Annotated in this window: 11 protein-coding genes; 3 read left to right on the plus strand and 8 right to left on the minus strand. The window is 72.2% G+C overall.

The window, feature by feature from the left end:
• Positions 1–60: 60 nt before the first annotated feature.
• A complete protein-coding gene (locus FDO69_RS02250; protein ID WP_104777856.1) occupies positions 61–768 on the plus strand; it encodes an ester cyclase in 708 nt (235 codons plus the stop codon).
• 72 nt (positions 769–840) lie between these two features.
• Here FDO69_RS02250 and groL read toward each other — a convergent pair whose 3' ends face one another.
• From groL to FDO69_RS02270, 4 genes are all read right to left on the minus strand, one after another.
• Positions 841–2466: a chaperonin GroEL gene (gene groL, locus FDO69_RS02255; protein ID WP_104777857.1), complete on the minus strand. Its 1626-nt coding sequence runs from the start codon at positions 2464–2466 to the stop codon at positions 841–843.
• A gap of 114 nt (positions 2467–2580) precedes the next feature.
• Complete coding sequence (gene groES / locus FDO69_RS02260) at positions 2581–2889, minus strand: co-chaperone GroES (RefSeq protein WP_003974211.1); 309 nt, start codon at positions 2887–2889, stop codon at positions 2581–2583.
• 169 nt (positions 2890–3058) lie between these two features.
• The gene (locus tag FDO69_RS02265; RefSeq protein WP_104777858.1) at positions 3059–3808 is read right to left on the minus strand and encodes a polysaccharide deacetylase family protein; all 750 of its coding nucleotides are present in this window, start codon (positions 3806–3808) and stop codon (positions 3059–3061) included.
• On the minus strand, positions 3805–4740 hold the full coding sequence (locus FDO69_RS02270) for a polysaccharide deacetylase family protein (RefSeq protein ID WP_104777859.1): 936 nt from the start codon (positions 4738–4740) through the stop codon (positions 3805–3807). The genes FDO69_RS02265 and FDO69_RS02270 overlap by 4 nt, the downstream gene beginning before the upstream one ends.
• 399 nt (positions 4741–5139) lie before the next feature.
• Here FDO69_RS02270 and FDO69_RS02275 point away from each other — a divergent pair, with 399 nt between their 5' ends.
• Positions 5140–6309, plus strand: a complete 1170-nt coding sequence (locus tag FDO69_RS02275; protein WP_104777860.1) for a THUMP-like domain-containing protein — start codon at positions 5140–5142, stop codon at positions 6307–6309.
• A gap of 139 nt (positions 6310–6448) precedes the next feature.
• Here the strand turns inward: FDO69_RS02275 and FDO69_RS02280 are convergent, their stop codons facing one another.
• From FDO69_RS02280 to FDO69_RS02295, 4 genes are all read right to left on the minus strand, one after another.
• Entirely contained in the window at positions 6449–7702 is a 1254-nt protein-coding gene (locus tag FDO69_RS02280) for an RNA polymerase sigma factor (RefSeq protein ID WP_104777861.1), read from the minus strand.
• A gap of 194 nt (positions 7703–7896) precedes the next feature.
• Positions 7897–8253 carry a YciI family protein gene (locus FDO69_RS02285; protein ID WP_104777862.1) on the minus strand — a complete coding sequence of 119 codons (357 nt, stop codon included), beginning with the start codon at positions 8251–8253 and terminating at the stop codon, positions 7897–7899.
• 128 nt (positions 8254–8381) lie between these two features.
• Complete coding sequence (locus tag FDO69_RS02290) at positions 8382–9431, minus strand: LCP family protein (protein WP_170320821.1); 1050 nt, start codon at positions 9429–9431, stop codon at positions 8382–8384.
• A 264-nt stretch (positions 9432–9695) separates the two neighbouring features.
• Positions 9696–10760 carry a LacI family DNA-binding transcriptional regulator gene (locus FDO69_RS02295; protein WP_104777930.1) on the minus strand — a complete coding sequence of 355 codons (1065 nt, stop codon included), beginning with the start codon at positions 10758–10760 and terminating at the stop codon, positions 9696–9698.
• A gap of 137 nt (positions 10761–10897) precedes the next feature.
• On the opposite strand from FDO69_RS02295, the gene FDO69_RS02300 reads away from it, so the two are divergent.
• Positions 10898–13219: a beta-xylosidase/alpha-l-arabinosidase gene (locus FDO69_RS02300; RefSeq protein ID WP_104777863.1), complete on the plus strand. Its 2322-nt coding sequence runs from the start codon at positions 10898–10900 to the stop codon at positions 13217–13219.
• The last annotated feature ends 6 nt before the right edge of the window (positions 13220–13225 follow it).

The raw sequence follows: 13225 nt of genomic DNA on the forward strand, positions 1-13225 counted from the left end.
CGGCTCCGGTTGGGACAATGAAGCTGTTCAGCCGGACCCAGGGGGGCCGGAGGCGAGGCCATGACCTTCGTACAGCTCATCGAATGCAGGACCAGCCGGCTCGACGAGATGAACCGGCTGATGGACCGGTGGGTCGAGCAGACCAAGGGGAAGCGGACCGCGTCACACAGTGTCGTGGCGACGGATCGGGCCGATGCCTCGCACATCGTGGAGATCGTGGAGTTCCCGTCGTACGAGGAGGCGATGCGCAACTCCGGGCTGCCGGAGACCGACCGGATCTTCCAGGACATGGTGGCGCTCTGCGAGGAGACGCCGACCTTCACGGACCTGGACGTGGTGCGGGACGAGCAGCTGTACGCGGCCACCGCGCGCAGGTTCTTCGAGCTCGCGCCGGGCCGGGGGGCCGCGCCGCCGTTCAACGACGTGTTCATCGAGGACTACCACGACCACGATCCCGCCAACGTGCAGGACGCCATCGGGCTGGACGCGTTCCGGCGCGAGGTGGAGGTGTGGCGGGGCGGGTTCGACTTCTCGTTCACCATCGACGACCAGATGGCGCAGGGCGACCGGGTGTGCACCCGGTGGTCCTGGAAGGGGCACCACAAGGGCGACTTCCTCGGGATTCCGCCGACCGGGAAGGACGTCACCATGACCGGGACGACCGTCCACCGCTGCACTCCGGACGGGAAGATCGCCGAGGGCTGGTGGCAGTACGACCGGCTGGGGCTGATGCAGCAGCTGGGGGTGCTCGATCCGCTGGAGCTGTGACCGGCAGGACCTACGGGAGAAGCCCCCGTTCCGCCTGGGCGGAACGGGGGCTTCTGCTACGAGGTCGGTGCCTCAGTGGGCGTGGCCGTGGCCGTGGCCCGCGGCGGCCGGCTCCTCCTCTTCCTTCTTCTCGACGACCAGGGTCTCGGTCGTGAGGAGGAGGGAGGCGATGGAGGCGGCGTTCTCCAGGGCGGAGCGGGTGACCTTGACCGGGTCGATGACGCCGGCCTTGACCAGGTCGCCGTACTCGCCGGTGGCGGCGTTGAAGCCCTGGCCCTTCTCGAGCTCGGCGACCTTGGAGGTGATGACGTAGCCCTCCAGGCCGGCGTTCTCGGCGATCCAGCGCAGGGGCTCGACGGCGGCCTTGCGGACGACCGCGACACCCGTGGCCTCGTCGCCGGTCTTGCCGAGGTTGCCCTCGAGGACCTTCACGGCGTGGACGAGCGCGGAGCCACCACCGGAGACGATGCCCTCCTCGACCGCGGCGCGGGTCGCGGAGATGGCGTCCTCCAGACGGTGCTTGCGCTCCTTGAGCTCGACCTCGGTGGCGGCACCCACGCGGATGACGCACACGCCGCCGGCCAGCTTCGCGAGGCGCTCCTGGAGCTTCTCGCGGTCCCAGTCGGAGTCGGTGGACTCGATCTCGGCCTTGATCTGGGCGACGCGGCCCTGCACGTCGTCCTTGTTGCCGGCGCCGTCGACGACCGTGGTGTCGTCCTTGGTGACGGTGATGCGGCGGGCGGAACCGAGGACGTCCAGACCGACCTGGTCGAGCTTGAGGCCGACCTCCTCGGAGACGACCGTGGCGCCGGTGAGGACCGCGAGGTCCTGCAGCATCGCCTTGCGGCGGTCGCCGAAGCCGGGGGCCTTCACCGCGACGGCGTTGAAGGTGCCGCGGATCTTGTTCACGACGAGGGTGGACAGCGCCTCGCCGTCGACGTCCTCGGCGATGATCAGCAGCGGCTTGGAGGCGTTGGACTGGATGACCTTCTCCAGCAGCGGCAGGAGGTCCGCGATGGCGGAGATCTTGCCCTGCGTGATGAGGATGTACGGGTCGTCCAGGACGGCTTCCATGCGCTCCTGGTCCGTCACGAAGTACGGCGACAGGTAGCCCTTGTCGAAGGCCATGCCCTCGGTGAAGTCCAGCTCCAGGCCGAAGGTGTTCGACTCCTCGACGGTGATGACGCCGTCCTTGCCGACCTTGTCCATCGCCTCGGCGATGAGCTCGCCGACCTGCTGGTCCTGGGCGGACAGCGCGGCGACGGCGGCGATGTCGGACTTCTCGTCGATCGGGCGGGCCGTGGCGAGCAGGTCCTCGGAGACGGCGGCGACGGCGGCGTCGATGCCCTTCTTCAGGGCGGCCGGGGAGGCACCGGCGGCGACGTTCTTCAGGCCCTCGCGCACGAGCGCCTGGGCGAGCACGGTCGCGGTGGTCGTACCGTCACCCGCGATGTCGTTGGTCTTGGTCGCCACCTCCTTGACCAGCTGGGCACCGAGGTTCTCGTACGGGTCCTCGACCTCGACCTCGCGGGCGATGGTCACACCGTCGTTGGTGATGGTGGGGGCGCCGAACTTCTTGTCGATGACGACGTTGCGGCCCTTGGGGCCGATCGTCACCTTGACCGTGTCGGCAAGCTTGTTGACGCCGCGCTCGAGGGCGCGACGGGCGTCCTCGTCGAACTTCAGGATCTTCGCCATGGGAGCGTGAGCCCTCTTCCGGAATCAGGGGTTACGGCACTGCGCCCCGGGCGCCCGGCTCAATAGCGATCGCGGGGGCCAGGGGCGCAGTTCAAAGCAAGGTGCTGGGGTGAATTACTTCTCGACGATCGCGAGCACGTCGCGGGCCGAGAGGACGAGGTACTCCTCGCCGTTGTACTTCACCTCGGTACCGCCGTACTTGCTGTAGAGCACGACGTCGCCGACGGAGACGTCGAGCGGAAGACGGTTGCCGTCCTCGAAGCGGCCCGGGCCCACGGCCAGGACGACGCCCTCCTGGGGCTTCTCCTTGGCGGTGTCCGGGATGACCAGGCCAGAGGCGGTGGTCTGCTCGGCGTCGAGCGGCTGGACCACAATGCGGTCCTCGAGCGGCTTGATGGCAACCTTGGAGCTGGTGGTCGTCACGATCCGACCTCCCCCTTCGGAGATCTCACGGGGTTAACTGTCTGAGGTGGCGACCAGGTGGATCCGTCGTCGCGGGTGCCGGACCTGCCCGTCGCTGTGTTGGCACTCTCCAGTGGGGAGTGCCAGAGCCGAGACTATGACTGCGATTAGCACTCGGTCAAGCGGACTGCTAATTGGCTGCGGCGCGTCGGGCCGGTGTTTTCTCCAGGTGGTCCTCGAGCCGCCCCACCCGCAGCCCCCTCGCCTCGATCTCGCGCAGCAGTCGCGCCGTCCGTTCGGCCAGGGTCGGCGGCCCCGTCTCGGCCGACGGCACCGAGACGATGTCGCCGGGCCGCAGGCCGGGCTCGCCGCGGGCGTAGGCCAGTTCGCCGTCGGCGTTCAGGGACGCGCGCCACAGGACGACCGCGGTGATGCCGCAGTCGGCGGCGGCGCGCAGGGTCGTCGTGTCGTAGGTGCCGTAGGGCGGGCGGAAGAGGCGGGGGACGATGCCGAAGCGGGAGCGGAGTTTGTGCTGCTGGCCGCAGATCTCCGCGCGCTGGCCGGCGTAGGGCAGGCCGCGCAGGGCGGGGTGGTCGAGGGTGTGGTTCTGGATGGACGCGCCGACCGCACGCAGCCGGGCGAAGTGGCCGTAGCCGGGTCCCACGACGCTGTCCGTGAGGAACATGCTGACCGGGAGCCGCCGTTCGCGGACGAGGCCGACGAAGCGGGGGTCGCGTTCGGCGCCGTCGTCGTAGGTGAGGAAGACGACGGGTTCGCGGGTGGCGACGCGGTCCACGACGGGCGGCAGCCGGCGCGTGTCGTGCACCCCGCGCGCCGGGTCCCGGGCCCGGTCGTCGCCGGTGCCCGGCCGCTCGGCCGCCACCCCGGAGCAGCCGGCCAGCAGGGCCGCGCACAGCAGTACGGCGGCCTGGCGCCTCACAGGTAGTCCTCCAGCCGCCCGACCGCGTACCCCTGAGCCGTGACCTTGTTCAGGAAGCGGCGGATCATGTCCGCCATGGTGCCCTTCCACTGGTCACGACCCCGGAAGTGCGTGAGGACGATGTCGCCCGGGTGCAGCTTCCGGCCTCCGTCGCGGTACTCCCAGTGGTCGGCGAAGACCTCCTCGTTCCACAGGGGCACGTAGGCGATGCCGCATTTCTTGGCGGCCCTGAGGGTCGACCGGTCGTAGCTGCCGTAGGGCGGGCGGAAGAGGGTGGGGCGTTCGCCGAACCGCCCCTCCATGTAGCGCTGCATGCCGCAGATCTCGCGCTTCTGCTTCCGGTAGGACAGGCCCCGCAGGTTGGGGTGGTTGAGGGTGTGGTTGTGCAGGACCACACCCCGGGACTGCATCTTCCGGAAGTAGGGGGTGTCGTTCCTGACCAGGTAGCCGGTGAGGAAGGCGCTGTAGGGGACGTCCAGGTCGCTCATCATCCGCAGGAACGCCGGGTCCTTCTCGGCGCCGTCGTCGATGGTGAGGAAGACGACCTTGTCCTGGGTGGGGACCCTGGTGAAGACGGGCGGCAGGTCCAGCTCCCGGTGGCCGTCCACCTCGAAGCCCTTGCGGGTCCTCATCCTGGGCTTCTTCGCGGGGGCGGGCGGGGCGGCCGACGGGGTCCTGCGCAGACCCCAGCGGTGCGCGGCGGCGACCCGGGCGGCGTGCGCGGCGCGCAGCTTGGTGGCGTAGGAGTCGAGCGCGCGGGCCGGGGGCGCGTCGAGGGGCTGCTGGCCGCCGGCCGGGGTGACCTCGTCGCCGCCGTCCTGCGCGCAGCCGGAGGCGATGGCGGCGAGGACGAGCACGGCGAGGATGATCCGTACGCCGGCGGACGCCCGTCCCGACGCCCGACTTTTGTCATTTTGTACGACTGCTCGCATGGTGCCGGATCCTCGCAGCCCGCCCCGCTGAACCCGCCCCGACACCGCGACCGGGCAGCTCACCATCCACCGACTGGCCCACACGAGGCGGCACCCGCGAGCACCACGCGCGGGCGGCTCACCATCCGACGCGACCGGCCCACGCGACGGCGGGACCCACGAGCACCACGGACGGGCGCCTCACCATCCGACGACCGGCCCCCACGACAGCGGGACCCACGAGCACCACGGACGAGCGGCCCACCATCCGACGACCGGCCCCCACGACAGCGGGACCCACGAGCGGCCGGCCCTGGACAGCGCCCGCACCGGGCCGGCCGCCGCCGGACAGCGCCCGCACCGGGACGGCCGCTGCGGACCGGGCACCGCCGCCTGTTTCCCGTGGCCGACAATGATCCGGTGAACGACCTCGCCCTCCTCCTCACCCCCGAAGGCCGCGCTCTCCTCGACGAGGTGCGGGACACCGACCCGGCGCAGGAGCTGGCCGTCGCGACCCGGCTGCGCCGCGAGCACCCCGCCGAGCTGGTGTCGGCGGCCCTGGGCCAGGCACGGCTGCGGCAGCGGGCGGTGGTGAAGTTCGGGGCCGAGGACGCGGGCCGGATGTTCTTCACGCCGAACGGCGTCGAGCAGTCGACCCGGGCGAGCGTGGCGGCCTACCGGGCCCGGCGCATGGCCGAGTCGGGCATCACCTCGGTCGCCGACCTGTGCTGCGGCATCGGCGGTGACGCGATCGCGCTGGCCCGCGCCGGAATCCGGGTCCTGGCCGTGGACCGGGACCCGCAGACCGTCGCCGCGGCCCGGGCCAACGCCGACGCGCTGGACCTGGCCGGGCTCGTCGAGGTGCGCGAGGCCGACGTGACGGAGGCGGACACGGCCGGTTTTGAGGCCGTCTTCGTGGACCCCGCCCGGCGCGGCGGACGCGGCCGGATCTTCGACCCCGAGGCCTACTCACCTCCCCTGTCCTGGGCGGTCGCCGCCGCCCGCCGGGCCCCTCGCGCCGCCGCCCTGAAGATCGCCCCCGGCATCCCGCACGAGGCGGTCCCCGAGGACGCCGAGGCCGAGTGGATCTCCGACGGCGGGGACGTCAAGGAGGCCGTGCTGTGGTTCGGCACCGAGCCGGGGGCGGTTAGGGCGACCCTCCTGCCGGGCCCCCGCACCCTGCTCTCCCGCGACCTGCCCGACCCGGACGTCCGCACGCCCGGCCGCTACCTCTACGAGCCCGACGGCGCCGTCATCCGCGCCCACCTGGTCGCCGAGGTGGCCGACCAGGTCGACGGCGGCCTGCTCGACGCGACCATCGCGTACGTCACGGCCGACGCCCTGCGCCCGACCCCGTACGCCACGGCCTACGAGATCACCGACCACCTGCCCTTCAACGTCAAGAAGCTGAAGGCCCTCCTGCGGGAACGGCAGGTCGGCACGCTGACCGTGAAGAAGCGGGGCTCGGCGGTCGAGCCGGAGGAACTCCGCAGGAAGGTCAAGCCGCAGGGCCCACACGCGGCGACGGTGTTCCTGACCAGGGTCGCGGGGGCACCGGCGATGCTCATCGGGCACCCCGTGCGGGCGTGAGCGTCAGGACTGCCCGTCTCTCGTCGGGACGCCACCCTGGCGAGTCGCAGGACTGCTCGATGCCCGCCGCCGAACCCCACCCTGGTACAGCCGAGGACTGCCCGACGCCCGTGGGACCTCCCCCGGCCGGGCGCAGCCGTCACTGCTGCTCCGTCGCCCGCCTCAGCAGCAGTTCACGCTCCCGTTCGTTCCGGGTCAGGGACGCCGCCCGTTCGAACTCCGCCCGGGCCTCCTGCGTACGGCCGAGGCGGGCGAGGAGGTCGCCGCGGACACTGGGCAGCAGGTGGTAGTCCCGCAGGGCCGGGTCACCGGCCAGGGCGTCGACGAGGGCGAGGGCCGGGCCCGGGCCCTCGGACATCGAGACGGCCACCGCGCGGTTCAGCTCCACGACCGGCGACGGGGAGCGGGCGGCCAGGAGGCCGTAGAGGGTGGCGATGCGGGCCCAGTCGGTCTCCTCGTAGGTGTACGCGTGCGCGTGGCAGGCGGCGATGGCCGCTTGCAAGGTGTACGGGCCCGGGGCGCCGGAGGAGGTCGTCTCCGCCCGGCCCAGCGCGTCGATGCCGCGGGCGATGAGCATGCGGTTCCAGCGGGAGCGGTTCTGGTCCTTCAGGAGGACCGGCTCGCCGGAGGGGCCCGTGCGGGCCCACGTACGGGAGGCCTGAAGCTCCAGAAGCGCGGTGAGGCCGTGCACTTCGGGCTCCTTCGGCATCAGGGCCGAGAGCACCCGGGCCAGGCGCAGGGCGTCCTCGCACAGGGACGGGCGAAGCCAGTCGTCGCCGGCCGTCGCGGCGTACCCCTCGTTGAAGATCAGGTAGATGACGTCGAGGACCGAGCCGAGGCGGGCCTCGCGGTCGGCGCCGTGAGGCACCTCGAAGGCGATGTTCCGCGTGGCGAGAGTGCGTTTGGCGCGGACGACGCGCTGCGCGATCGTCGGCTCCGGGACCAGGAAGGCGCGGGCGATCTCGGCCGTGGTCAGGCCGCCGAGCAGACGCAGGGTGAGGGCGGTGCGTGCCTCGGTGGACAGGACCGGGTGGCAGGCGGTGAAGACCAGGCGCAGCAGGTCGTCGTCGATGTCGTCGGGATCGGCGGGCTCCGCCGGGGGCGACACGGCCGAGAGGTCCCGGCCGATCTCCGCCAGTTTGCGGGCGTAGTTCTCCCGGCGCCGGACCAGGTCGACGGCACGGCGGCGGGCGGTGGTCATGAGCCAGGCGCCCGGGTTGTCGGGCACCCCCTCCCGCGGCCACTGCTCCAGCGCCGTGACCAGCGCGTCCTGCGCGAGTTCCTCGGCGATTCCGATGTCCCGGACGATCCGGGTGACGCCGGCGATGATCCGGGGCGACTCCATACGGAAGACGGTCTCGATGGCCTCGGCGGCACGGTCGGGCCGGGGCACAAGGGACGAGGCCGACTGCGGGGCAGGGGTCGGCTCCGCATCCGGGGGGGGCCGCGTGGCCTTGGCCGGTCCCGAGACTGGGGTGGGCTGCGAGGCCTTGGCCGGTTCCGAGGCCGGGGTGGGCTGCGGGGTCACAGTCCACCATCAGACACCCGTGGTGCCGCCCGGCCAAGCGGAACCGGCGCGAGGGCCGGTCAGTCCTCGGCGATCTGCCGGACCTCGGCGGTGATCGTCCAGTAGTCCTCGTGCAGGGACAGGAACCGCTTGGTCCACTCGATCGCCTCGGCCTTGTCCTTGCACTGGCTGATCGAGTAGCCGCCGATGACCTCCTTGGACTCGGTGAACGGCCCGTCGGTGACGGACAGCGCTCCGCCCTCCCAGGTCACCCGGCTGCCGTCGGAGGTCGGCGTGAGCCCGGCCGTGTCGAGCATGACCCCGGCCTTGGTGATCTCCTCCAGCAGCTTGCCCATCCGCTCCATGAGCTCGGGGCTCGGGCCCTCGGCGGGGGCGTTCTTCTCGTCGATGCGGATCAGGGTGAGAAAGCGCGGCATGGTGACTCCTCGGGGTGTGCGGAGCGGGGCTCTTCCCCGCTCTCACCCCTGCGTCGATCGGGGGCCCGCCGGATCGACACGGTCGCCGGATTTCTTCGAAGATTTTTTCCGGGACGCCTTTTCCCGGGTCAGCGCAGCGACTCCCACAGCTTCCTTGCTTCCGGTTCCTCGGCCACCACCCGGTTGGGATCCGACGGCGCCTGCACCACGGGCATCATCACCGTCCGCGCCCCGCTCGCCGAGAGGCCCCGCAGGCTCTGTCCGAGGCGGGTCAGTTCGGCGAGGGAGTCCAGGCCGGTGTCGGTGGTGAGGCCGGCGGTGACCGTGTCGGCGACGCGGTACAGCTTGGCCGGGTCGGTGAGCAGGTCCTGGGAGGAGATCTGCTCCAGCAGGGCCTTCACCAGCTTCTGCTGAAGGCCGATGCGGCCCAGGTCGCTGCCGTCGCCTATGCCGTGCCGGGTGCGGGCGAGCGCGAGGGCCTGGACGCCGTCCAGGTGATGGGTGCCCGCCTTCAGCCGCAGATGGCTGTCCTCGTCGGCGATGTCCTCGTCCGTGGTGACGGTGACGCCGCCGAGCGCGTCGACCAGCCGGGCGAAGCCGGAGAAGTCGATCTCGAGGTAGTGGTCCATGCGGACGTTCGTCATCGCCTCGACCGTCTTCACCGCACAGACCGGGCCGCCCACCTCGTACGCGCTGTTGAACATGGAGTGGTGGGCGACTCGCGTCGAGCCCCCGGAGGGGCGTGGGCAGGACGGGCGGGTGACCAGGGTGTCGCGCGGGATGCTCACCACCGTCGCGCTGGTCCGCCCGGCGTCGAGATGGACGACCATCGCGGTGTCGGAACGGGCGCCCGAGCTGTCGCCGCCGCCGAGCCTGCGGTTCTCCTTGCCGCTGCGCGAGTCCGAGCCCAGGACCAGGATGTTGAGGGCCTCGCTCGGCACGGCCGGGGCCGAGGGCGAGGGTGTGGTCACCGGCTTCGGCGGCCGGTTGTCACCCAGCGCGCTGTCGATGTCGACGCCGGTGATGTTGTCGCTGAGATGCCAGTAGGCCCAGCCGGCCGCTCCGGCACCCAGCACCAGCGTCCCCGCCAAGGTGAGGCCGGCGATCCTCAACGCTCTCGACCGCCGGCCCGCTTCTGTGTCCTGGTCCCCGTGATGTCCCGTCACGAGCAGGAACATAAGTCCGAATTATTACGGGCAGGGAGCTCAGGGCGGCCTTTCTTCGGAAATTCTCAGATTTCTGGAGCCGGGCTCGCCCCAGAGCCACCACGGGCACCGGACGGCACGGAGGCGTAGCGGGTGCGCCCGCTCCCGCACACCGGCCGTACGCCTCGGCGAAGCCTCCGGACACCGACGAGCTGACCTATCCGAAAGTTTCGAAGGTACAGCCGATTGGCTTCGGCGCAGGGCGGAAGCGCCCTGAACAGCCCGCCGCCACGGCGCCTACCGCTCCGCCGGACCCGCCGTACTGCTGCGCACCACCAGGCTCGTCGCCAGCTCCACGCGGGTCGCCGCCAACGTCTCCTCGTCCCGCCCGAGATCGAGGAGCAGCTTGGCCGCCGCCTCGGCCATCTCGGTCAGGGGCTGCCGCACGGTCGTCAGCGGTGGTCCGACCAAGGGCGCCACGGGCAGATCGTCGAACCCGACCACGCTCAGGTCCTCGGGGATGCGCAGTCCCAGCTCACGCGCGGCCTCGTACAGCCCGAGCGCCTGCAGGTCGTTCCCGGCGAAGACCGCGGTCGGCCGGTCCGGGCGGCGCAGCAGCTCCAGGCCCAGCCGGTAGCCGGCCTCGTGGTGGAAGTCGCCGCTCGCGATCAGGGCGGGATCCACCGGCAGTCCGGCCGTCTCCAGCGCGGCCCGGTAGCCGTCGATCCGGGCCCGGCTGCACATCATCTGCGAGGGTCCGCTGATCGCGCCGATCCTGCGGTGCCCCAGCTCGACCAGATGCCGGGTGGCGGCGAGACCGCCCTGCCAGTTGGTCGCGCCGATGGACGGCACGTCGGCACCGGGGTCGCCGGCCGGGTCCATCACCACGAACGGGATGGACCGGCTGGTCAGCAGCGCCCGCTGTGACTCGTCGAGCCCGGACAGGACCAGGATCACGCCGTGCGGCCGGCGCGCGGCGACCTGGTCGGCCCAGGTCCGCCCGGGGGTGAGCCGCCCCGCGCTCTCGGACAGCACCACACTGAGGCCGGCGTCCCGGGCCACGTTCTCCACACCGCGGATGACCTCCATCGCCCAGGCGCTCTCCAGCTCGTGGAAGACCAGGTCGATCAGGGGCGAACGGGTCGCCTCGGCACGGCGTCGCCGGTAGCCGTGGACGCGCAGCAGGTCCTCGACGCGGGCCCGGGTGGCCGGGGCGACGTCGGCACGGCCGTTCAGGACCTTCGAAACAGTCGGCGCCGACACACCGGCCTCACGGGCGATCTCGGCGAGCGTCGCGGTCTGCGCGGTGCGCCCCTGCGTCCGGTTCTGCGTCCGGCTTTCAACGGGCTCCGGGGATGTCATGGCGGCGATCGTAACCCTGCGGGCCCCCTTGACGAAGTCCTCGCACCGCCATAGGTTCCCGGAACATTCGAAGTTCATAACGAAACATTCGTGAATTCGTTCGTGAGAGGGCCGTCCGTCCACCCGACAGGAGCTTCATGACCACCGCGCCCTGGCGTGACCCCGCGCTGCCCGCCGCCGCCCGCGTCGACGACCTGCTCTCCCGGATGACCCTGGAGGAGAAGACCGCCCAGCTGTACGGCGTGTGGGTGGGCGCCGCGACGGACGGCGACGGGGTGGCTCCGCATCAGCACGACATGACCGTCGAGTCCTCCGACGAGGAATGGGCCGAGCTGATCACCCACGGTCTGGGCCAGCTCACGCGCTCCTTCGGCACCGCCCCCGTCGACCCGGCGCTGGGCGCGCAGGCACTGGCCCGCGCCCAGCGCCGTATCGCCGAGGCCGGGCGCTTCGGCATCCCGGCGATCGCGCACGAGGAGTGCCTGGCCGGCTTCACCGCCTGGCAGGCCACGGCGTACCCGGTCCCGCTGGCGTGGGGCGCGACCTGGGATCCGCCGCTGGTCGAGGAGATGGCCCGGCGCATCGGCGACGACCTGCGCTCGGCCGGCGTCCACCAGGGTCTCGCGCCCGTGCTGGACGTCGTACGCGATCCGCGCTGGGGCCGGGTGGAGGAGACGATCGGCGAGGACCCGTACCTGGTCGGCACGGTCGGCGCGGCCTATGTGCGGGGCCTGGAAGCGGCGGGGATCGTCGCCACGCTCAAGCACTTCGCCGGGTACGCCTCCTCGGCCGGTGCCCGCAATCTCGCCCCGGTACGGGCCGGCGTCCGCGAGTTCGCCGACGTCACCCTGCCGCCCTTCGAGATGGCCCTGCGCGAGGGCGGCGCCCGCTCGGTGATGGCCGCCTACACCGAGACGGACGGGGTCCCGGCCTCCGCGGACCCCGGGCTGCTGACCCATCTCCTGCGCGAGGAGTGGGGCTTCACCGGCACGGTCGTCGCCGACTACTTCGGCATCGGTTTCCTCCAGACCCTGCACCGGGTCGCCGGGACCCCGGCCGGGGCGGCCCACGCGGCCCTCACCGCCGGCATCGACGTCGAACTGCCGACCGTCAAGTGCTACGGCCGGCCGCTGCTGGAGGCGGTCCGCTCGGGCGATGTCCCCGAGGAGCTCGTGGACCGGGCGGCCCGTCGCGTCCTGCTCCAGAAGTGCGAACTGGGCCTGCTGGACGAGGACTGGGCCCCGGAGCCGGCCACCGCGATCAACCTCGACTCGACGGGCAACCGCATCCTCGCCCGCCGCCTGGCGGAGGAGTCGGTGGTCCTGCTCGACAACCCCGGCGGACTGCTCCCGCTGGCCCCCGACACCCGCATCGCGGTGGTCGGTCCCCGGGCGGCCGACGCCCTGGCCATGCTGGGCTGCTACTCCTTCCCGTCCCACGTCCTCACCCACCACCCCGAGGTGCCGGCCGGCATCGAGATCCCGACCGTCCTGGACGCCCTGCGCACCGAACTCCCCGACGCCAAGGTGACGTTCGCGCAGGGCTGCGACGTGACGGACCCGGACACCGGGGGCTTCGAGGAGGCCATCGCCCGCACCGCCGAGGCCGACGTGTGCGTGGCGGTCCTCGGCGACCGGGCGGGCCTGTTCGGCCGCGGCACCTCGGGCGAGGGCTGCGACGCCACGGACCTCGGCCTGCCGGGCGCCCAGAGCGAACTGCTGGACGCGCTGGTCGCCACCGGCGTGCCCGTGGTGCTGGTGCTGCTGACCGGCCGTCCCTACGCCCTGGGCCGCTGGCACGACCGCCTCGGGGCGGTCGTCCAGGCGTTCTTCCCGGGAGAGGAGGGCGGCCCGGCGGTCGCGGGCGTCCTGTCGGGCCGCGTGAGCCCCTCGGGCCGCCTGCCCGTCAGCGTCCCGCGGGTCCCGGGCGGGCAGCCCTGGACCTATCTCCAGCCGCCGCTGGGTCTCGCGGGCGAGGTCAGCAACCTCGACCCGACCCCGCTGTACGCCTTCGGCCACGGCCGCTCGTACACGGCGTTCGCCTGGGAGGACTGCTCGGCGACGGCACCGGCCGAGGTCGGCACGGACGGCTCCCACGACGTGTCGGTGACCGTCCGGAACACCGGCGAGCGCGAGGGAGCCGAGGTCGTGCAGCTGTACCTGCACGACCCGGTGGCCTCGGTGACCCGCCCCGACGTCCGGCTGATCGGCTACCGGCGGGTGGAGCTGGCTCCGGGCGAGGCGGTCCGGGTCACGTTCCGCTTCCACGCGGACCTGTCGGCGTTCACCGACCGTTCGGGCCGGCGGGTGGTCGAACCGGGCGCCCTGGAACTACGGCTGGCCGCCTCCAGCGCGGACGTACGGCACACCGCGCACCTCACCCTCACGGGCCCGGTGCGGGCGCTCGGCACGCAGCGGCGGCTGCGCTGCGAGACGGAGGTGTCCCCGGTCCTCGGCTGACCGGCC

This window comes from Streptomyces tibetensis (genome assembly GCF_007655005.1).
Taxonomy (GTDB): domain Bacteria; phylum Actinomycetota; class Actinomycetes; order Streptomycetales; family Streptomycetaceae; genus Streptomyces; species Streptomyces tibetensis.